This is a genomic window from Actinacidiphila sp. DG2A-62 (assembly GCF_035825295.1).
Lineage (GTDB): Bacteria > Actinomycetota > Actinomycetes > Streptomycetales > Streptomycetaceae > Actinacidiphila.
In genome coordinates this window covers 6,113,806-6,135,059 of the sequence record NZ_JAYMGI010000002.1, presented here as the reverse complement: position 1 = coordinate 6,135,059, position 21,254 = coordinate 6,113,806, and the positions used below count along the sequence as shown (strand labels likewise).

The 21,254-nt window shown below is 68.1% G+C and carries 18 protein-coding genes; 14 read left to right on the top strand and 4 right to left on the bottom strand.

Going from position 1 to position 21,254, the window contains the following annotated elements:
• Positions 1–248 precede the first annotated feature (248 nt).
• The 8 genes from VSR01_RS27535 (at position 249) to VSR01_RS27505 (ending at position 9,662) form a co-directional block, all read left to right on the top strand.
• A complete protein-coding gene (locus VSR01_RS27535; RefSeq protein WP_326451782.1) occupies positions 249–1,172 on the top strand; it encodes a hypothetical protein in 924 nt (307 codons plus the stop codon).
• Positions 1,173–2,458: 1,286 nt separating this feature from the next.
• Entirely contained in the window at positions 2,459–2,713 is a 255-nt protein-coding gene (locus VSR01_RS37980; protein WP_442785558.1) for an AbiTii domain-containing protein, read from the top strand.
• A 5-nt stretch (positions 2,714–2,718) separates the two neighbouring features.
• Positions 2,719–3,339: an AbiTii domain-containing protein gene (locus VSR01_RS27530; protein WP_326451781.1), complete on the top strand. Its 621-nt coding sequence runs from the start codon at positions 2,719–2,721 to the stop codon at positions 3,337–3,339.
• Positions 3,340–3,365: 26 nt separating this feature from the next.
• A complete protein-coding gene (locus tag VSR01_RS27525; protein ID WP_326451780.1) occupies positions 3,366–4,046 on the top strand; it encodes an AbiTii domain-containing protein in 681 nt (226 codons plus the stop codon).
• Between the two features lie 365 nt (positions 4,047–4,411).
• Positions 4,412–5,398, top strand: a complete 987-nt coding sequence (locus tag VSR01_RS27520) for an AAA family ATPase (protein WP_326451779.1) — start codon at positions 4,412–4,414, stop codon at positions 5,396–5,398.
• A 259-nt stretch (positions 5,399–5,657) separates the two neighbouring features.
• Entirely contained in the window at positions 5,658–8,039 is a 2,382-nt protein-coding gene (locus VSR01_RS27515; protein ID WP_326451778.1) for a S8 family peptidase, read from the top strand.
• On the top strand, positions 8,036–9,007 hold the full coding sequence (locus tag VSR01_RS27510; protein WP_326451777.1) for an ATP-grasp domain-containing protein: 972 nt from the start codon (positions 8,036–8,038) through the stop codon (positions 9,005–9,007). Before VSR01_RS27515 ends, VSR01_RS27510 begins: the two co-directional genes overlap by 4 nt.
• A gap of 1 nt (position 9,008) precedes the next feature.
• A complete protein-coding gene (locus VSR01_RS27505) occupies positions 9,009–9,662 on the top strand; it encodes a hypothetical protein (protein WP_326451776.1) in 654 nt (217 codons plus the stop codon).
• A 318-nt stretch (positions 9,663–9,980) separates the two neighbouring features.
• On the opposite strand, the gene VSR01_RS27500 is transcribed toward VSR01_RS27505, so the two are convergent.
• Both VSR01_RS27500 and VSR01_RS27495 read right to left on the bottom strand, forming a co-directional pair.
• Positions 9,981–11,378 carry a tyrosine-type recombinase/integrase gene (locus VSR01_RS27500; RefSeq protein WP_326451775.1) on the bottom strand — a complete coding sequence of 466 codons (1,398 nt, stop codon included), beginning with the start codon at positions 11,376–11,378 and terminating at the stop codon, positions 9,981–9,983.
• 772 nt (positions 11,379–12,150) lie between these two features.
• Positions 12,151–14,349 carry a polymorphic toxin-type HINT domain-containing protein gene (locus VSR01_RS27495; protein WP_326451774.1) on the bottom strand — a complete coding sequence of 733 codons (2,199 nt, stop codon included), beginning with the start codon at positions 14,347–14,349 and terminating at the stop codon, positions 12,151–12,153.
• A gap of 30 nt (positions 14,350–14,379) precedes the next feature.
• On the opposite strand from VSR01_RS27495, the gene VSR01_RS27490 reads away from it, so the two are divergent.
• The 5 genes from VSR01_RS27490 (at position 14,380) to VSR01_RS37970 (ending at position 17,951) form a co-directional block, all read left to right on the top strand.
• Positions 14,380–14,619: a hypothetical protein gene (locus VSR01_RS27490; protein ID WP_326451773.1), complete on the top strand. Its 240-nt coding sequence runs from the start codon at positions 14,380–14,382 to the stop codon at positions 14,617–14,619.
• 17 nt (positions 14,620–14,636) lie between these two features.
• On the top strand, positions 14,637–16,280 hold the full coding sequence (locus VSR01_RS27485) for a hypothetical protein (RefSeq protein WP_326451772.1): 1,644 nt from the start codon (positions 14,637–14,639) through the stop codon (positions 16,278–16,280).
• A 1,022-nt stretch (positions 16,281–17,302) separates the two neighbouring features.
• Entirely contained in the window at positions 17,303–17,578 is a 276-nt protein-coding gene (locus VSR01_RS27480; protein ID WP_326451771.1) for a hypothetical protein, read from the top strand.
• On the top strand, positions 17,575–17,844 hold the full coding sequence (locus VSR01_RS37975) for a hypothetical protein (RefSeq protein WP_442785557.1): 270 nt from the start codon (positions 17,575–17,577) through the stop codon (positions 17,842–17,844). Before VSR01_RS27480 ends, VSR01_RS37975 begins: the two co-directional genes overlap by 4 nt.
• Positions 17,784–17,951, top strand: coding sequence for a hypothetical protein (locus tag VSR01_RS37970; RefSeq protein ID WP_442785711.1), 168 nt, complete (start codon positions 17,784–17,786; stop codon positions 17,949–17,951). Before VSR01_RS37975 ends, VSR01_RS37970 begins: the two co-directional genes overlap by 61 nt.
• Here the strand turns inward: VSR01_RS37970 and VSR01_RS27470 are convergent.
• Together VSR01_RS27470 and VSR01_RS27465 are read right to left on the bottom strand one after the other, a co-directional pair.
• Positions 17,925–19,118 (bottom strand): sensor histidine kinase, encoded by a 1,194-nt coding sequence (locus VSR01_RS27470; protein WP_326453850.1) that lies wholly within the window; start codon positions 19,116–19,118, stop codon positions 17,925–17,927. The genes VSR01_RS37970 and VSR01_RS27470 overlap by 27 nt on opposite strands.
• Entirely contained in the window at positions 19,115–19,777 is a 663-nt protein-coding gene (locus VSR01_RS27465) for a response regulator transcription factor (RefSeq protein WP_326451770.1), read from the bottom strand. Before VSR01_RS27465 ends, VSR01_RS27470 begins: the two co-directional genes overlap by 4 nt.
• 199 nt (positions 19,778–19,976) lie before the next feature.
• On the opposite strand from VSR01_RS27465, the gene VSR01_RS27460 reads away from it, so the two are divergent.
• Positions 19,977–21,254 (top strand): ABC transporter permease, encoded by a 1,278-nt coding sequence (locus VSR01_RS27460; protein ID WP_326451769.1) that lies wholly within the window; start codon positions 19,977–19,979, stop codon positions 21,252–21,254.

The window sequence follows — 21,254 nt, the reverse complement described above, 5'->3', positions numbered from 1 at the left end:
CTCGGTACGGCCGAGCTGCCGCCTCTGTGAGCGCGAGGTGCAGTCCGCCGGAAACTTGTGCGGCCCAGCTTCTGCCGCTCCCTGGATGCCGTCAGCGCAATCTCGACAATGCCGTGCCTCCTTCCCAATCGAACCTGCCAGTGGGCCTATCGCAGAGCCGCGAAGAGCCATGCGGGGCCCAGCCACGTCAACCCATTGGTCTGCGCGGATCGGTGACGCACGAGCTAGCGGTGCGGCATGATCACGGCATGGACGAGGAGATCGCCGCTGAGGTGAGGGCAGCATTGCAGCTGGCCGCGCCGCGTGAACTCGTGGTGGACGACCACATGTTCCGCCCCGACCCCGACCCCGGTCACGACCTCGGGCTCAAGGCGACGGCGTCGTTTCGGCTGCAGCTGTTCACCGCGTCCGGGCTGCGTCCGGTCGCTGTTGCCACCCAGACCGTTGACGAGAGCCCAAGCCTGACAAACGCCGCTGAGCGCTACGCCGAGGCAGTCTGGGAGCGGCACTGCCCCCGCGAGCCCGAACCCCCTCTGTGGGTACAACGGCAGCTGTCGGCCGACCCGCCGCGCGCCCACGGTGAGGAGCAATGGCAATTGGTCACCTTCGCCGACGTCGGGCCCTTCCAGCTCCACATACCGCGGTGGCACACCCTGACCGACGACCAACTCGACCAACTGGTCGGCTCTCCTGTCGACCCCGGTCGTGGCGCCGGATACGTGCCCCGGCCGGCCGAGCCGGAGCCCGAACCGTACTTCGAGGTCTGGCCGGTGAGTCGACTGCCCCGTCCCGAACCGTTCCGGGAACCCCGGTGCATGCCTGGTGGCCCCCCGCGGTGGAGGCGCCTGCTGCACGCAGCTCTGCCCACGGCCAGGACGGCCTGCTGCTGGTACCACGGCGGGGACTGGCACGCCATCACCTCCCTCGCGCTCACCGTCCTGGATCTGGCCCGCCGCGAAGATGTCCCTGCCGAGGCGATGGCTGGCTACGCGGACCAGTACGCCCGGGCGGAGGGCGCGACCGTCTGGCAGCGCCAGGCACTGGGAAGCCTGTTCAGCCTGGCCAACGCGATCCAGCCCGGCGGTGAAGGCCACTACATCAACGGGCAGCACCGCGCCCAGGCGCTGATGGATGCCGGAGTCCGCCGCACCGTAGTCCTCATCCACCAGTGACCCTGATCGCCTGCCAAGGAGCGCCCAGCGACTGTCCGCAGTGTGCGAGTCGGTGTAGGAGCCGTTGATGCTGCTGTCCGTGCTGCCAGAGCCACCTGGTTTGCTCAGCCGGATCTGCGCGCCCGGCGCCGGTGGTTGCGGCTCCTCGGCGAACGCGGCCAGCGCCCGGGCCAGGTCCTGTTCGCCGACTCCGCCCAGACAGGCTGGCAGTTGCCGGCCGGCCAGGTTCAGCAGCACCTCGGCAGCATCGCGCGGCCGGGAACCAGCCTCAGATCCACCCGCGGCAGCAGCGCTGCCCGGTCCTACCGTCGACATCACCACGCGGACGGCCGCAGTCGCCGCCCCGCCCAACCCGATCCTGTTCACCACGCGTGGAGCGTCGCCCGGAACGGCCATGGCCGCCGCGTTCTACCAACCCGCCTTCGCCGCCCTCACCCGCTGGTACGGGCCGCCCGCATCCGCGCCCTGACCCTCTCACCCTCGCCAGCGGCCTGGCCACCGCCTTCGCACCGCTGACCGACGTGCTGGCCGGGCATCTGGGATGGCGGGGCACCTACGCCGCGATCCTGGCCGCCGTCACCATCCCCGCCCACGCCCTCGGCCTGCGGGCCCGGTGGCTGGCGGCGCCACCCGGTCCCGGCGGGAGCGCGACCTGGCCGCGACTCCGTCGCCCGCAGCAGACCGTTCCTGCTGCTCGCCGCCGCACTGACCCTGTCGGGCTTCGCCGTCTACGCCGTCGTCATCGGCTGCGCCCCCGTCCTCACCTTCCGCGGCGCGAGCACCACCACGCCGCACGGGCTCCCGGCCTCGGCGGCCTCGGTCATACCCTCGGCCGCACCCTCTACGCCGCCCTCGCCCGCCGGACCGGCGCCGTCCCGCACACCACCGCCCTCATCCCCACGTGCGGAGCAACCACCGCTCTGCTCGCCACCATCCCCGGCCCGATCCCCTTGTTGATCGCCCTCGCCGTGCTCGCCGGAACGGTCTGCGGCAAACTCACCCTCTGCACACCGCCGTCACCGACCGCTGGGGCACCGCCCACTACAGCGGCCTGTCCGGCCTGCTCGCCGCTCCAGTCACCATCGCCGGCGCCCTCGCCCCCGTCACCGGAACCGCCCTCGCAGGCCCCCTGGGCGGCTGCCCCCAGCGCTTCGCGCTCCTCGCACTGATCTCCGCCATCGGCGCAGGCCCTCGCCTGCGGCACACGGGCTCCCGAGAAGACGTGACCTGGGTGGCAGGCGCAGAGGTGCTCAGCCGCCCAGGGACATGTATGTGGCCAAGAGTCAGTGACGCGGTGCGCCCGAACTGTCAGTAGGGCACGGCAGACTGGATCCGTGACGACACCCGACGTCCGGGGGCTGGAACGGCTCGAACACGCGGTCCTGGACGACAACACCCCGTTGGCTACTGCCCTCCGGCAGTGCTTGATGCTGGCAGGGTACGCGCAGCATCGTCAGCTGCGAGGCTGGGCGTTGAAGGAACTGGAAGGATATCCGTCAGCCGATGAGCTTCCCCCTACCGCCGGGTGCCGGCCGCGCTAGAAATCGTGGCCGACCTCTACCTGCCGGGTCAGATCGTGCGGGGCAACACCCAACGGATCAGCTCGGGACAGCTCCCTCGCCCCGCCCGCGACCGCGGAATCGGAGAGAGCGCACCGATCCGGCAGGGGGTAAAGGAACTCGAAGCGCTGGTGGCCCTCGGCAACAGGACGCTGCGCCTCAGCCCGCCCGGCTCGGCTGAGTACGCCCTGTTGATGACCCAGGAACAGCACCAGCTAGGAAACGATGCCTCCACCATCACGTCGCTGCACTGGGACGTCTCCGTAGCCAGCATCGCCGGCGTCCTCGATCACATCAGAACCCACCTGACGCAGTTCGTTGCAGAAGTGAGAACGTCCATGCCCGCCGGCCAGCAGAATCCCAATCCGAGCCAGATCGAGTCAGCCGCACAACAGGCCCTCAACATCACCGGAGGCGACGGCTCCACGTTCCACATCGTCGCCCCGACCGCGAAGGCAGACCGCGGAGCAACCGCCAGCGCCAACGTCAACGAACCCACGCCACCGACTCCGCAGCCCTGGTGGCACCGCACCTCGGTCATCTGGAGCGCTGTCGCAGCAGTCGCGGCCGTCGCTGCCGTGATTGCCACGGTGGTCGTGGCAAAGTGAAACTCCGCCGAGGCCGCCTCGACCGGATGGAGGACGATGTCCTCGATGAGAACCGCAGGTTGGCCCCTATCTTGCGCCAGGTCATCGCCTTGGGAGGCCAGGCCCACTCCCAACCGCTGAGGACCTGGGCACTGCGGGAGCTCCAGGGCTACGAAGGCACGGATGTGCCGATCCCCGACTACCGGAGGATCCCGGCACCTCTGGTGATGGACGGTCTCACCGCCAGATTCAAGTTCCGGGAACAACCGGTTAGCTCCTTCGACCTCCCCGACTTCGCCCGCGACAGCCTGGGCGACGGGATCCGGTTCGGGAAGAGCATCGGCCAGATCGAGTCGCTGATCGCCGGACAACCAGGCGACAGCGTGCGGATCGCCCCGCCCATGGCTGCCGAACTCGCCGTGCTCATGAGCCAGAACTCCCACCGGCAGGTGCTCAGGCTGTACTGGACGGTGGACCCCTCAGCCCTGGAAGGCATCCTGGACCAGGTGCGGACCCGACTCGTCCAACTGGTCGGCGAGCTCCGGGCAGCTATGCCACACGGCCAGAAGGACCCGACACCCGACCAGGTCGCACAAGCCGTACAGAACATCAACATCACCACGGGTGACAATTCCTCTGTCACCGTCACCGCACCGATAGCAGTCGCCCATCGCCGCGGCGTAGCGCGTGCTGTAGCCAGCAGCGAGCAGACTGCTACCGATCGTTAGCAAGTGGTGACACCGGCGTTCTGTGGTCACAGGACACCCGGCGGCGAGCCTTCCTGCGCACCGTGGGGTTTACCCCGCAGAGCTGGCTGGCCTGCAACCGCAACCACGCGGATCGTCACCGTCGGCGCAGCGTTCCAGAGCGCACGCGATGAGCCGCCTGGTCCCTCACGAGCGTTGCAATCCGACCAAGATCGCAGCCTTCCGGCACTGTGCGCGTAGGCGCCGCGACCTCTCGGGCTGCTCGCGTACGGGCGGCGGCACAGAGCGGCGGGCCGTACGATGCGGACGGGGTTCCCTCGGGATCCCGGGTAGGAATCCCAGTAGGGCGACATTTCGACAGCGAGCCGCGGAAGGGTGACAGGCCTATGACAGCGAACGCCGAGCACCTGAAGGCTCTGGTGAGTGCCCACGCCGAGGCCGACGACGATCGCTTCTACAACGTGGCCCTGCAAGTGGCGGCGAAGTCCGCCCGTCAGGGGCAGGGCAAGTTCGCCGTGGAGCTGCGTGAGCTGGTCGAGGCAGCGCGTCAGAACCAGAGCCGCGGGGGCGCTGGCCGGGGCGCGACGCCCGTGGTCCAGCCGCGCGGTGAGCTGTCCAATCTGCTGACAGCCGGGTATCCGGACGCGCGGCTGGATGACATGACGCTGGATAGCGAGCTGCGCGCATCCCTGGATCGGGTGCTGCACGAGCAGCGGCAGCGTGCCCGGCTGGAGCGGTTCGGTTTCACCCCTGTTCATCGCATCCTGCTGTCGGGCCCCCCGGGCACCGGCAAGAGCATGACCGCCGCGGCACTGGCCGGTGAGCTGAAGCTGCCGTTGTTCACCATCCGCCTGGACGGGCTGATCAGCCGGTTCATGGGTGAGACGGCAACGAAACTGCGCCTGGTCTTCGACGCCGTCGCCCAGACGAGGGCCGTGTATCTGTTCGATGAGTTTGATGCCCTGGGGGCCGAGCGAACTGCGGGCAACGATGTCGGTGAGGCCCGCCGGATTTTGAACTCATTCCTGCTGTTCCTCGACGAGGCCCCATCCGAAAGCCTGGTCGTGGCCGGTACCAATCATCACCAGCTCTTGGATCGGGCGCTGTTCCGCCGCTTCGACATGATCGCCACCTACGGTCCCCCCACGCCGGAACAAGCGGTGCACGTTATGCGCAGACGGCTGGCCGGAATGGAGACCGGCACACTACGGTGGGACGCTGTGACAGAAAGTGCATCCGGGCTGAGTCATGCCGAGCTGGTCAAGGCCGCCGAATCTGCAGCCAAACGCGCCATTCTCGCCGGGCAGGACACCGTGGACGAAGCGCTCCTGCTGGAGGCGCTGACCGAGCGGCACGCGTCCCATCATGCCTGAGCCAGGAGCCTCAGGCAGTCCCACTCCTCACCTGGTAGTCCCGTGGCAGGCCCGTACTCTCACTCCACGCTCCGAACCGTCCGGCGGGAGCGGACCCGCCCGGCTGGACCGCTCAGACCGGGCCGGTCACGCTGCCGGACTCGTCAACGGCCTGGAGACCGCCGAGCAGGAAGCCGCCCAGCTCGCCCAGGTAACACCGGATGCCTATCAGCCAGACGGTTTCGCGATCCGCGTGGAGGCCGCACCGGATCAGTCGCTGATGCTGGAGAAGTTCGACAGCTCGGGCCTGACGCTGCTCAGCAGCCATCCCCAGACCGAGGATGCTCCCCAGGACGTGATGGTCTGGGTGCCCTTCGACAAGGTCTCCTCGTTCGCGGAACGGATCACCGCATTCGCTCAGGACACCGACAGCGGTAACCCGCAGCAGGCTGCCCTGGTGGCCAACATGGAGCATATCCACCGGGCTCTCCTCGGGAACCTGTGGCAGGAAAAGCAGGAGCTTCCTTCCCTGAACGAGGAGAGGTGGTGGGAGCTGTGGTTCGACCCGCGGATCTCGCCCACCGACCCGGTGGCCATCCTGCGCGCCCTCGCCGAGGAGCGGCACTGGCAGGTCAGCGACCGGGCCATCCAGGTCGGTGAACGGGTCGTCGCCCATGTCGCCACGACCGGAGAGCAACTGACGGCGCTGCTGGCGACAAACGCCTGTCCAGCCGAGATCCGCACACCGACGTTCGCCGAGGGCCTCTACGACATCGACCGAAACTTCCGTGCCGCTCTCGTCGCCGATCTCACCGAGCGGGTCGAACCGGCCGACCCGCATGCGCCGGCCGTCTGCGTGCTGGACACCGGGATCGCCCAGGAGCACACGCTTCTCAAGCCCTCGCTTCACGAGCGCGCCTACTCCGTCGTGCCCGGGGCGACGCGGGCCGACCGCGCCGGACACGGTACCCAGATGGCTGGCCTGGCACTGTTCGGAGACCTTGCCGCAGCCTTGGAATCCCAGGACCCGGTGGTGCTCGGACACGGCCTGGAATCAGTGAAGATCCTGCACGAAAGCCAAGCCCCGGCCGCGCTTCCCCGCACGTTCGCCGAGACCACAGCCAACGCGGTAGCGACGGCTGAGATCGGAAACGGCGGGCCAGCACCGTCCGGCCGGGTCTTCTCGATGGCCGTCACCCGGCAATCCGGCGACGGTGTGAACGGCACCGACGGCACACCAACCCTGTGGTCAGCAACCCTCGACGCCCTGGCCGCGGGCACGGACGTTGCCGTACGCGATGACCGCATCGAACTGATCGGTGCGCCTGACCCCGACGCCTCGCGGCTGATCATCGTGAGCGCCGGCAACATCCGCGGGCCCCTGCCCCAGGACATGCGCTCCGAGACCGGCGGGCTGGACCCGCTCCAGATATCCGACCTCTCTCGCATCGAAGAGCCCGCGCACGCGCACAATGTGCTGACCGTCGGCGCTTACACCGACCTCGACACCGTCCCTGACCGACCCGAGTTCAAAGGGTTCCGTCCCCTGGTCGCGCCCGGTGGCCTGTCGCCGTTCAGCAGAACCTCGGTGGCACTGACCGACGCAGCCGTGACCAAGCCCGACATCGTCCTGGAAGGCGGCAATCTGCTCGTCGCCCCGGACGAAAGCCTGTTGGACGAACACGAGCTGCTGAGTGTCGCCACCACCCATCACGACCCCGCCCGTCAGCTGACCTGGACCAACGCCACCAGCGCCGCCACCGCACAGGCAGCCGCGCTTGCCGCCCTGGCCATGCGCACCTACCCCGGCCTTCGCCCTGAGACGATCCGGGCCCTGCTCGTCCACGAAGCCCAGTGGACGCCCGCCATGGTCGACCAGGGACTGTTCAAGACCACTGGTACGCCCAAGCTCGCCAAGGGCATCCTGATGCGGCAGGTGATCCGCCGCTACGGCTGGGGCGTGCCTACCGCCGAACGGATCCTCAGCAGCGCCTCCAACGCCGTCACGATGATCGTCGAAAATTCCCTGGTGCCGTTCAAACGCGCACCGGGCAGCCAGGTCAAACTGGCGGAACTCAAACTCCACCAACTGCCCTGGCCACTGGAGCAACTCCGCGATCTGGCTGAGACAACCGTCGACCTCCGCGTCACGCTCGCCTACATGATCGAACCCAACCCCGGACGCCGCGGCATGCTCGGCCGCTACAGCTACGCCTCGCACGGGTTGAGATTCGCGATCAAGGGCCCCACCGAATCCGGGGACGCCTTCCGGAGCCGGCTCGCCGAACAGGCAGAGCACGAATCCGACGGAACCGGCAGCCCGAAGGCGTTCGAATCCAACCCCCGCTGGCTGGTTGGCCCGAAATTCCGGAACCTCGGGTCGTTGCACGCAGACATCTGGCGCGGATCAGCCGCAGAACTGGCGGACTGCGGCATGCTGGCGGTCTACCCCGTGGGCGGATGGTGGAAGGCGAACAAGCGCGCAGACCGGATCGGTCTACCTGTCAGTTATGCGCTCCTTGTCTCCCTGCGGACCCCGGACATCACGACCGACCTGTACACCCCCATCGCCACTCAGCTCGGTGTACCGGTGACGGTCTCGCCCTCTGCGCAGACCGACATCACCGACGGCATCTCCGTCCAGATGGAGTTCGGCTGGTGACACGCGAGGACGCAGGAGATAGCGCCCGACCGTCGGTCAAAGCGCTCCTCATCGGGGACAGCGCAGACCCGCACATAAAAGCGGTCGTCGAGCAGCTGCCCGCACGTGGCACCGTCGTCGTCGACGCCTCCACGCTCCCGCAAATACTGCAGCGCCTCGGCCTGGGGCACAGCACCCTGATCGACGAGACGGGACAGCCCGTCGACCTCGCCGGTTCACACCCCGCCGCCCGCGGTTGGATCAGGCGCCTCGCCCCGGCTGGCTGGGACGATGGCCCGAGACTGGGGAGTCACGCAGCCGCACGCCTGGCCTCGCGCATGACTCTTCTGGCCGCCCTACTGCGAGACGCCAGCACCAACTGGCTGTGCAACGTCGATTCTCTTTTCGCTGCAGAGAACAAGATCGTCCAATACAGGGCGGCTCGTGCCGCTGGGATACGTGTACCGGAAACGCTGGTGAGTGCCGGAACAGCCGAACTCACGGCTGCCTTCGGCGAACGCTTTGTCGTCAAGCCTCTTGGGCCGGGAAGTTTCACGGATGACCAAGGGAACAATCGCATCGTGCACACCCAGGTCGTCACCGCCAACGAGCTCGCCGGAGCTGACTTGCTCGGCGCACCGTTCCTCGCCCAGCAGTTGCTCGTCGCCCAGGCACACCTGCGGGTCGTGACCGTTCGCGCACAAGCCTGGACAGCGGAACTGGACGCCACCGGGCTTCCCCTGGACTGGCGGGAGGCCGCGTCGGCCCATCATTCCTTCGCACAATCCGCTGGCTGGCCGACAGTGGAGCGCCAGGCAGTGCATCTCGCCAGGGCGCTGGGAACAGGATTCAGCTGCCAAGACTGGATTGTCGATTCCGATGGCCCAGCGTTCGTCGATCTCAACCCCGGTGGTCAATGGCTCTTTCTGCCGGACAGCCTGACACGGCGCGTCGCCGAGCGTCTTGCCAAATGGCTGCGAGGCAACTGACTTGACCGCTATCACCGGTAGATTCGTAGAGGCGCGCCTCTACCTGCACTACTGTGTAACTCTTCTGCATCCCGGCCACAATCTTCCCACCTTTGCGGAACCCTCACCCTATACCGGGAACCTGGAACACTTCCAAGAATCCGATCACGTCCACCTAGTAGAGGAGGGGCGCCGACAACTGGACCGCCAGAGCGCAGATCTGGAACGCATCCGGAACCGCGCCGGCGCCCTGGCCACCGTCTCCCTCGGGCTCACAGCCGCTGCAGTCGCGAAATCCGCTGACGTATTCACACATCACTGGCCGATCATCGCCCTGTGGGCGGCGTCGTGCCTCCTGGCCTCCCTTGCCGTAGCCGGAGCCGCCGCAGTCCTCGCGGGGCAAGCAGTCCTCGGACGTACTGACGCCCGCCTGGCAGGACAAAGCCCTCGCCCGACAGTCAAGCACCTGGCCGCCGCGTACGTACACCAGGTCAGCATTGGCGAAGAGACCGTCAGGACGTTCCTGACCGTCTTCCGAGACGCAGTCACCCTGGCGGTGATCTCCGCGCTCATGTTCGTGTCAGTGCTGGCCTTTACACTCGATGGTCACCAGACTTCGAGAAGGGATCCCACGTGCCCGATCTCTACCAGTTGTTCGCAGAGCTCCCAACCATGACAGCTCCCGCAGAGTCTGCGGCGACGCCCTCCGCCCCCGCCCCCGGACCCCGGGACAATCTACACAGCGTCCGTGGAGACGATCGACAACGACCGGAGCGGCATGCTCCTGGGTGCCGTGAACATCTAGGCACCGCTCATTGGCGCCCCGGCTCGGATCCCGGCCCCAGCGCACGGTTGGCTATGCAGTACAGCTTTTACTCGATAAAACTCAGAACCTCCCTCGTTTCGCAGCCTCTCGTCCGTCCGTGCCTCGATCGCCGCTCTGAGATTCCGCACGTGACACTTGCCATCAACGCCCTGACCGTCCCGGGCCTGGCTACTTGAACGCCTGATCCGGCTCATTCGGCTGGTCGTAGGCGGTCAGGAGGTGTTCGATGCGTTGGTTGTTGATGGATTGGCGGTCGTAGAGGCATTTGGCGTAGCGGGTGAGAAGGACTTCGACGCTGTTGCCGGCGCGTTGGGCGACTTCGGCGGGGTCGGCGCCGGCGGCGAGCCAGGTGGACAGGGCGGAGTGCCGCAGGTCGTAGGGGCGTTTGGCGAGTGGGGTGGCGGCGAGTTCGGGCGGGAGGGCCAGGGTGCGGGCTTCTTTCCAGACGCGGTGGACGATGGTGTAGCCGACGATGTTGCCGCGTTCGGTGAAGAACAGCCGCCCGTCCTGCGCGGTGCCGAACGTCTCGACGCTGTCGCGCCAGATCGCGACCAGGGGTGGTGGCAGGGGCACGATGCGGACCTCGCCGGGCGGCCGGTTCTTCAGCCCGCGCTCATCGTGGAACTCACCACTGTCGGTCCACTTCTTGCCCGCCTGGGGGCGGGTGCGGTGCAACACCAGGCGTCCCCAGCCGGTCCCGGGCAGGGTGCAGTCCGGCAGGGTCACCGCGACGGCCTCCTCCGGGCGCAAGCCCGCGTAGTACATGCCCGCGAACAAGCCCACGAGTCGACGCCCCTTGGCCCGCCTGTAGCCGCCAACGTAGGAGAGCGCGGCCAGCAGGTTCTGAGCCTGTAGGGGGTTGATCACCGACCGCGGGTCGACCGACCTGGCCTGCTTCGGAACCCGCCAGCGCACCTGCTTCAGCGGATGACTGCCCAGGTCCCCCTGCTCCATCGCGTAATACAGGGCGTTCACAAGGACCTTGCGCTTGCGCCGCACCGTCTCCAGCGCCGCCGCGCTCCCGTCGCGCCTCAGACGCAGCGCCTCCAGAACACCGCGGGCCACGACCGGGTCGTGGAAGTCGACCAGCGGCCTCGATGCCTTCGCCACCCACGCCAGGACCAACCGGTCCCGAGCGGGGATGTCGTGCTCGCTCGCACCCGGGCCCAGGAACGCCCACGAGCGCAGCGCGCGGTGCAGCACATCCTCACCAGGCCGGCCCGGCACATCCCACAGCATCGCCCTCGTGACCAGGGCCAGCGCCTCACTCGTCTCATTGCGCGTCGTCGCCGCCCGCCCCACCCAGTGGTCACGCGCGTAGGCGACAGCGAAGGCGTACCAGGTCAGCTCCGACGGCCCCCGAGACCCGTAAGGCCCCGGACCGGACGGAGCCAGCCCCACCCGGATCGCCCGCGCCAGCTCCGCACCGAACTCACCCGCCGCCGCAGTCACACCCCGGCCGCGAGCCACCGGGACGTCATGCCGGAACTCCCGCCTCCGCTGGCGGCCGATCACCAGCCCGCTGCCCGCCCCGCTCAACGCGCCCTGCACCAGCTGCTGCACCATGCCCACGCCCCTCACGTCGAGGAGGCAGGACTGCCCACCAAGCAAAGCCACCATCCGCACCACCACCCGAACGGCCCAACCCAGTCGCGGGATAACCCCGTTCTGCCCACATCGGCGTGACCGCGACGGTCTACGCCCACGTCCGACTCCGCCTCCAGCGACAAGCCGTCGACCTCTTCGGCCACGCACTCGGGAACCCTGAGCAGCCCTCTCCCGAGCCGACAACGGCGACGACCCGCCGGTTTGTGCAGCACCCGTCCGCTGACATCGCCGTCAACTACTGCCGTCAAGACACTCAAAGAGCCCCACAGGAAGTAAATCCAGTGGGGCTCTTTAGCCCTTCGTAAAAGCGAAGTCTCGTGCTCCATCGACGCTGAAGCGGAGACCCCTCAAATCAGTTTCAGATCATCAATGGAGACTTCAGCCATGGCGTGACCATCCCGCAACTCCCAAGGCCGATATCCGACGATCGGGCGAGGCATTCCGGGCCCCCATGAATCCCACGATTGGAACGAGTCGATCCTTCCTAGCGCTGGACCATACGGGCCAATCACCGCGCCTGCGGTGACCGCCTGCGAGAGAAACCGAAGGAGCTTCTTGACCTCGCCAAATCCAGGTTCCGAATCTCTGCTCCAACATCCGAGCCATGAAACCGGGGGCGTCGAATCCGCTGCGCGGACGCAGACCCATGTCCTCTCAGCGCGCTCCTCATCCCCGCGCAGCACATACGCGGTGAAGTGCAGCGGAGCGTCCAGTCGAACCGCAACGCCGTTCATCGCCCTCCGATCATGATCTCGACAAGCGTGTTGGGATCCATTCGCCCAGATAGAACCCGATTGGCGATTTCAGCCGTCCGATTATTGCCATCAACGATATTGAGGCGCGATCCGGGGAAGTTAATATCGTCTCCCGGTACGTATTCCCTGAATCCTGTTATTGGCTCCCGCCCATTGGGCCCACCAAACCGAATCAGATCCTCATTCGACAAAGCCGAGACCCCTCCATGCCCAGCATCCACGCTGCCATACATCTGCTCGTCACTTGTGGGGTTTCCAGCAACCCGGTCCAGCATCTCTCCAGCCCTTGCATAGAATCTGGTCGGCTGCGAATGAACCGGCAAGTCAGCTTGGGCTGAATTTGTCGGGCAACCAGTATTGTGCACCAGGATCGGTGTACCGCCCGCCACAACATAGTACGTGTGGAGTTGCTGGACGGTCAGGTTCCAGCGGTTTGCGGTTCCGGGGGTGGCTTGGGTGGCGAGAACGGTGACGTGGGTGTTCGTCGCCGTGTTGAGCGCGTCTCCCGGCTTCAGGTTGCCGGCCGCGACCCATGCCTTGTCGGTGTCGTCCCAGAACGGATGGTTGGAGGTCGTGTGAAGGGTGCCCTTCTTGCCGTCCGCACCCTCGACCGTTACATCCAGCAGGTCCTTGTCGTGGTTGATCCAGATGGCCTGGACCTTCCGGGGACCCTTGTGCTTGCCCGTCGAGGGGTCGGCCGACTCGACCTCGTCGCCCGCCTTGATCTTGCCGATGGGCTTCGTCTTGCCCGCGCTCATCAGGACCGGTGTGTCAGGAGAGAAACTGCAGTCCCCCGAGGATCCGCCGGAAGCCCGCCGACCCCCACCACCGCCTCCGTGGCCCTCTCCGGCAGTGAAACTGTCGGCCCCTGCAAGGTCCGCGACGACCGCGGAGCCCGCCGCGACGGTGTCCAGACCGGCTGTCTCCGCGGCGACACTCACGCCGGCGGCGGAGGCTGCGACGGTGGCCATGCTCGCGCCGGCACCGCCTGCCGAGGCTTCCAGGAACGCCTGTCCTGCTGCGACCGCGATCTCGGGTGCGGTGGCCACGAGAGCGATCGCGGCAACGATGGCCAGCGCGATCAACGCCGCCAGCAGGATCTGCTCGGCATGCACCTCGACTTGGCAGCCCACGTTGTACCAGGAGCAGTGCCGGTGCGCGGCCTCGGCAACGGCGCCCTTCTCCAGCTTGGCGCGGGCGGCCGAGGCCGCCTCCTTCTTCGACTGCGCCTCGATCGCGGCACGGTCGGCGTCCGCCTGCTGGGCGTTGTAGTCGCTGCACGTCGTCGCTGTGCAGTCCGCGCCGAAGCCCTCTTCCTGGGCCTGGTGCTGCGTGATCGGCGGCGCGCCGGGCATGGTCGGGGTGTTCGCGGTGGGATCGGCCCACCAGTTGTCCATGCCGGTCGGGTCGGAGCCGCTTGCGGGGTTGTCGGCGGCGTAGGTGTAACCGCCCATTTGGCTCGGGTCGCCCGCCTCGAAGATCGGGTCGGGTGACAGGAAGCGGCCCTGGACCGGGTCGTACTGGCGTGCTCCGAGCAGGTCGAGGCCGCTGCCGGGGTCGGACGGCTGGCTGAGGAAGCCGCGGGTGTCGTACGGCGAGACCCACGCGGAAGGGAGTGCCCCGCGGGTGTTGCCGTAGGGGTCGTAGAAGCGGCGGGTCACCGCGTCGTTGGCGGCGTTGACCAGCAGCGTGCCGGTGCCCTGGAGCCCGGCCAGTTGGTAGGAGAGCTTGCCCGAGCTGTCCCGGATGATCTCGGTGCCGTCCGGCCCGGTGTAACTGCGGATCGCGTTCTCGGTGGAGGCGCCGCCCTGGGTGTTGAGCGTGATCTGCTCGACGCCGCCGAACAGGAACAGGGTCTTGGTGCCGTCGTCGTCCTGCTCCAGGAGGGAGCCGTCGCCGCCGTAGAGGTAGCTGCTGGTGTGGGCGGTGCCGTCCGGCCCTGTGGTGGTTGCGGTGGCGGTGCGGCCCTGGACGTCGTATGTCAGCGCCTGGTGGGTGGTGCCCGCGCCGGTACCGGTCGCGTTGGTGGTGCGGGTGATGGTGTCGCCGGCGTCGTCGTAGCCCAACTGCTGGCTGGAGTCGGTGGCGGGACCGGTGGTGGTGACGCTGCCGGCCCGGTTCGGGTCGGTGGTGGCCTTGGTGGCATCGACACCCGGGTAGTCGACCTGCTGCACGGTGTTGGCGGCGGAGTTGCCGGCCGGGTCGTGCTGGACCAGTTCGGTCCGGTCGCCCAGCAGGTCGTAGCTGTAGCTCTGCCAGTAGGGGCCGGCCCGCCGACGGTGGTCTGGTTCGGGTGTGCGGGGTTCGCCGTCGCCGTGGGCGAGGTGCTGGTGCAGCCGCCGAGTCCACCGGCCGGCACGCTGGTCTGGCTCTGCTGGGACGGGTCCTCGGTGATGGTGCCGGTGTCGGTCCATGCCTGGGTCAGCCGCTGGAGCGAGTTGTAGTCGAAACACTGGAGGTCGTGCGCGCCTTCGGCGATCTGCCAGTCGTCGACCGCGGTGATCTCGCCCGCGGCGTTGTACCGGTAGTCCGTGCGGTCGACTTCCGCGTCGGACTGCTGCAGCGAGGCCGAGGTGTCCAGGACCCGCCCGGTAGCCTGGTCGTCTACTCCGCGGCCTACGGCCCCGACACCGCCCTGGCGGCCCCGGCCACCCTGGGCACCGTCGCCACCGACGCCGCTGCCTCCTGGGCGCTGAACAACACCGTCCCGAACGCCCCGGCCCAAGCCCTCGACGCCGACACCTGGGCACTGACCCCGACCACCGACGCCGCCGGCAACCCCGTCGCGGTCGCGGCCGACACCAACACCGACAACCCCGCAACCGGCCCGGCCGGCAACACCGTGCTGACCGGTGACAACGCGGAGGCCACCGGAGCCGCCAGCTTCAACGGCTCCAGCGACTACCTCGCCACCGCCGCCCCCGCCCTGACGACCGGTCACGACTTCACCATGGAGGTCACCGCGCAGCAATCCATCGACACCAGCGGCGACGTGCCGCAGGCTGCCACCCAGGACGTGGCCTGCCAGATGGCGGGCACCGGGGCCGCGGACCTGTGCCTCGGCGACAGCGGACCGGGCACCCCCTGGTTCGTCACCATGACCGGCGCCGACGGCACCGTCACCGCCCAGAGCACCAGCGACTGGGCCGACGGCAGCACCCAGGACCTCGTCGCCACCTACAGCGCCGCCAGCAGGACCATCACCCTCTACCTGGACTCCTGCCTCGCCGACACGGAAACCGTCACCAGCCCGCAGTTCACCCCCACCGCCCGACTCGTCCTGGGCGCACGCGGCACCACCGCCGACGCCACCGGCACCGTCCCCGACGCCTTCGACGGCACCGCACAACACCTGTCCGTCAAGCCCTACGCCGACGCACCCGACACCGCCGACTGCGACCCGCAAAGCGCCCCGGTCGTCACCGACCCCTCCGGCCTGTCCGACGAGGAAGTCATCACCACCAGCGACAACCCCGGCCAGTACCGGGTCTTCCTCGCAGGTTCGGCCCTCCCCCTGAGCCAGGACGACCTCGCCGCGGACGGCGACATCTACCAGACCGGCTCCGCCGTCACCGTCACCGACAGCCTCTGGAAGGACCTGCCCACCACCCTGCCCGACGGCATGACCGTCACCGACGCCTCCGGCGCCGACCCCACCACGTACGAAACGCTCGCCGGAGCGGCGGTCCCGCTCACCGCGGACGAGGCCGCCGGCGGCGCCTTCGCCGCCCCCGTCGCGGTACCGACCGCATGGCTCGGCACCGCCGACCACGCCAGGCCGGCCGACGGCACCCTGGTCGACGACGCCACCGGCAGCGACAGCAACCAGTACGTCCTGGTCGGCGGCACCGCTGTCCCGATCACCTCCGACGACGAGGGCTACCTCGGCTACGACTTCACCCAGTCCGTCGCCGTCCCGCCGACCTGGCTGGCCCAAGCCGTCACCGCCACGCCCGCCGACGGCACCTTCGTGATCGACCCGACCAACACGTTCACCGCGTACACCCTCCAAGGAGGCGCGCTGGTCGTCAGTGACGACGACACCAGCACCGCCCTCCCCGTCCCACCGAGCTGGATCGAATCCCCGCCCGGCTACGAAGGCTGACCCCAATCAGCCCTGCGCACTGGCCCCGCCCCGCACCCAGCGGCGCGGGGCCGCCGCAGGACATCACGCAGCCGGGTCGGCTCGATAGCAAAGATCCAGCTGTGGCTCGCGCACGGTGGCGTCAACCGCAGCCGCGGAGAACCCTGCAGACCAGCCGGTCCCGAGCGGGGATGTCGTGCTCGCGCGTCCCGCGCCCGGAACTCCCGCTGCCGCCAGCGGCCGATCACCAGCCCGCCACCCACACCGGTCAACCCGCCCTGCACCAACTGCTGCACCGGGCCCATTCCCCGCACGTCGAGGAGGCAGGGTCGCCCATCACCCAAGCCGCCATCCGCCCCCCGAACGGCCACGGACTGCCAGCGCACCGAACGGGGTACCGATACCCGGTGACCGACCGACGCCGGACAGCCTGACAGCACCTCAGATTTCAGCTCGGAGCGAGTGGCGTATTTGTGGCGCAGAGCGCATGATAAAGCATCAGATAACGCTCTGACCTGCGCAAATTCCGGAAGGAGCTCCGGCCTCCGGAGCCGTGTGCGCAGGTTCGAATCCTGCCGGGGGCACCACCGGACTAAGGCTCTGACCAGCAGAAACGCCGGTCAGAGCCTTTCTTGTACCTGCCACAAACGCACACGGCCTCCTGACTGCTGCTCTCTTCGAGCTCAGAACGCATCGTGCAGGCCCGCCCGGCAGCCACTCCCCCACCTTCGCACTGGTCAGCGGCCCTGGACGGCCTAGCCGAAGGACAGCGCCCCCTACCCTGGGGGCCGGTCGTACAGCCTGAGTGCCCTGCCGCCACTTCCCTACAGAAAACGGCCCTGGCCTGCCCGGACGCGGCGAGATCCCTCGGAAACGCAAGCGGCCCCGAGGGTCGTCACTCTGGCTAACAGTGGCTGACACAATTTTCCAACCTGCTGCGGTAGTGAACCGTTCCGGGTTCGGTAGAGACCGATTTCGTGAAAGGATCGAGTCACGGCACGTCCTCCCTTTATCCCGCTGAGCTGCGGCGACGTGCGGTGCGCATGGTCGCCGAGGTGCGCCCGGACTACGAGACCGAGTGGGCCGCGATGAAGGCGGTCGCGAGCAACCTCGGCGTCGGTGCGGCCGAGACGGTGCGCCAGTGGGTCCGCCGGGACCAGATCGACTCCGGTACCCGGCCCGGGACGACGACGGAGGAATCAGCGCAGGTCAAAGCACTGAAGAGGGAGGTCGCCGAGCTCAGGCGGGCGAACGAGATCCTCAAGGCGGCCTCGGCTTTCTTCGCGGCCGAGCTCGACCGGCCACATCTTCGCTCGTGACGTTCATCGACGAGCACCGGGACCGCTTCGGCGGCGTCGAGACGATCTGCACCGTGCTCACCGAGCACGGCCTCAGCACCGCCCCGTCCACCTATCACGCCGCCAAGGCCCGCCCGCCCTCGGCCCGAACCGTGCGCGACGCGGAACTGAAAGTCCTGGCCCAGGAGGTTTTCGAGACCAACTACGCGTCTACGGGGCCCGCAAGATCCGGCACCACCAGCGGCGGCAGGGGCACCAGGTCACCCGCTGCACGGTCGAGCGGCTGATGCGCGAACTCGGTGGCAACGCATACGACAACGCCCTGTGCAGACCCGGTCTGCCTTCCAACGGCGCTTGCGCGAGGCGGTCATGGCTCAGGGAAAGCGCAGGGTGAGAATGAGTCCCCCTCGGTGCCGGGTCGCGCCGTCAGCGTGGCGCAGTGGGCCTCGGCAATCGAAGAGGCGATGGACAGGCCCAGCCCGTGGCCCGTGGTAGCGGTGCGATCCCCGTCGAGGCGGCGGAAGGGTTCGAACAAGTCAGGTATCCGTTCGGACGGCACGGGGGGGCCTGTGTTGGCCACCGTCACCCATGGGGCGTCGAACCGTACGAGGACGTGGCCGCCGGGGTGGTTGTACTGGATGGCGTTGCGGATCACGTTCGTCAGCAGGTGATGCAGCAGAACGGGGTCGCCGGAAACATTCAGTGGGGCATCGCTGTCGACATCGACGTGCACGCCGTTCCGGGTTGCCTCGGAGCCGAGTTCCGCGGACACGAGCCTTGCGGTGGCTGTGAGGTCCACGCTCTCGGTCTGCTCCAGGGCGCGGTCGCTGCGGGCCAGCAGCAGAAGGGCGTTGATCAGCTGTTCGGCCTCGCGGTTGGCGGCGAGCAGGTCCTCACGGACGGCGGCGAGGCCCTCGGGAAGGGGGTCGGAGAGACCGACCTGGAGGCTGGCACGCTGGACGGCGAGAGGCGTTTTGAGTTCGTGGGAGGCGTTAGCGACAAAGCGGCGTCGACTCTCGAAAGACTTCTCCAGCCGATCCAGCATGGTGTCGAATGTGTCGGCGAGGCGGTGAAGTTCGTCGTCGGGGCCGACGAGCGCGAGGCGCTGGTGGAGGTTCTGTTCGCTGATGCGGCGGGCGGCCTCGGTCATGGAGACGACGGGGCGCAGCGCCCGCCCGGCCAGCCACCATCCGAGCAGTCCGGCAAGGAGTGCCATGATCAGCAGCCCGACGGCCGACCAGAGCACCGTCTGGCGCAGCGCGGTAGTCTGCACGGCCTGCACCGTCTCGTCGATCATCCGGATCTCGGCGACATCGTGGTCGGGCCTGGCCAGGGATGGTTGCGTTCTCCCCGTGGAGTGCCACGGCACGTTCGGGACCGCGCTGCCGGCCTCCGTACCGTACGTGGTCTCCATTCCATCGACCTGCTGCGCCGTCCCGTAGCGGGCGAGCACCACCACGAAGGCCAGCAGGGCGACCCCAGTGAGCAGGAAGAGCCCGGAGATGGCCGCGGCGAGGTGGGCACGGAAAGGCAGTCTCCTCAGCAGCGCCCGGAGATTCATTCGCACAGCCGGTACCCCTTTCCCTTGTCGACGAGGATCAGGCCGTCGTCACCGAGTTTGCTGCGCAGCCGGCTGACGGTGACACGGACCGCGCTGGTGCGCGGGTCGAGGTGTTCATCCCAGACGGTGCGTAGGAGTTCGTCGTGGGGCACTGGGGCGCCGTCCGCCCGGAGCAGCCGGCACAGGACCGCGAATTCCTTCGGTGTCAGCTCCAGTGGCCGGCCGTCCACGGACACGTTGCGCCGCGTCTCGTCCATGGTGATGCTTCCGAAGCGCAGCACAGTGGGCGGCGGCTTGGGGACGCGGCGGCCCAACGCCCGCACCCGGGCCACAAGTTCGGTGAAGTCGAAGGGTTTGGCCAGGTAGTCGTCCGCGCCGAGCGCGGTAAGACCGTAAATCGTGTCCGAGAGTCCGCCGGCCGCGGTCAGCATCAGTATTCGCGGCACGTCGGAGCGTTCGCGCAGCCGCAAGCACACTTCGTCGCCTGTCATGACCGGCAGGTCGCGGTCGAGGATCAGCACGTCGTAGGCGGTGGCCTGACACATCCGCTCGGCCTCGTCGCCGGTGGCGGCGATGTCGACGGCCATCGTCTGGCGGCGCAGGCCGGTGGCGATGGTACGGGCGAGGACGTGGTGGTCCTCGGCTACCAGGACTCTCATGCCCCCATCAAACCAAGACCGCGATTGCGGCCGAATAAAGGCGCCGGGCGATGTGCTTCAGCTGGCCGACGCTGTAGCGCGTCGGCCGGAGAAGACGCCCGGATCCGAAACCCGCGTGCTCGGTCAGGGCCAGACGGAACCTTATTCCGCTGTAACACCCTTATCTCGCCGCAAACAGCGGGCTGCTTGTGTCTTCGGCATGAACTTCGTCAAGCGTGCCGGGATGAGCCTTGGCGGCAGAAAGTCCAAGACGGCGGCCCTGCTGGCGATCTTCGTCGTGATGTGCGCCCTCATCTTCGGCGGTTTCCTGTTGCAGGCCGCCGCCGCCCGCCAGGTAGCGGGCGCGCAACGCACCATCGGCGTCGACGTGACCGTCCAGAAGAAGAGTCTCACCCCAGCCCTGGTTGACCGGCTCGGCACCTTTTACCTGGTGCACCGCTATACCCCTGAGCTTCCGGTCCGGGCTGGGGCGCGCGACTTCACGCCGCTGACGTCGAGCACGCCGAAGCCGGGCGGCGGCAGCACCGGGAAGGAGGAGCAGCAGGTCCCGCTAACCGTGCACGGTGTCCGTGACTCGGGCATGCTGTTGCCGTTCTCGTACGGCTCGACGAAGATCACGGCGGGCCGCGGCATCAATCCCGGTGACGCGGGCCGCGGCACCGCGGTGATCGAGCAGCGCCTGGCCGACAAGAACCACCTGAAGGTGGGCGACACCATCCAGGTGCGCTCCACGGACGGCAAACGCACGGCAGCCCTGACGGTCGTCGGTGTTTTCCAGGACGCGACCCAGGACCCGTCGGGGTGGACGCCACCGCACGAACTGCCCGGCAACACCTTGTACGTACCGGTGGGCACGGCGCGGGAGCTCGCTACCGGTACGGCTTCGGTCAGCGACGCGATGTTCAGGATCGGATCGCCGGACCAAGCCGAGCGGCTGCACGCCCAGGCCGAGCGGCTCCTCGGAGCGGGCAGTTTCGACTTCCGCGTCAACGACAAAGCCTACCGGGACCAGGTCCGGCCCATTCAGCAGGTGGGCACCTTCGCGGCGCTGATCGTCTGGGTGGTCGGGCTGGCCGGTGCTCTGATCCTCGGCCTTATCGTGACGCTGCAGATCCGCGAACGGCGCGCCGAACTCGGAGTGTTGCTCGCGATGGGTGAGAAGAAGTGGAAGCTCATCGGCCAGCACGCCGTGGAGGTGACGGCTGTGGCTTTGCCTGCCGTCGCGCTCGCGGCGCTGGCCGGGCGGTTGGCCGGACAGCCCGCGGGTGACGCGTTCCTTGGCCGTCAGGACGACAAGCCGGCCGCGGCCGACCGTGTACCGGATGCCGATATCGCCCCGCCCACGCTACGGGTCGAGCCGGCCATCGTCGGCAAGGTCGCTGGCATCGAACTCGGTATCTCCCTTGTCTCCACTGCCATCCCGGGAATCGGGATTCTGCGCCTGCACCCCCGCTCCATCCTCGCTGACATCGAATAG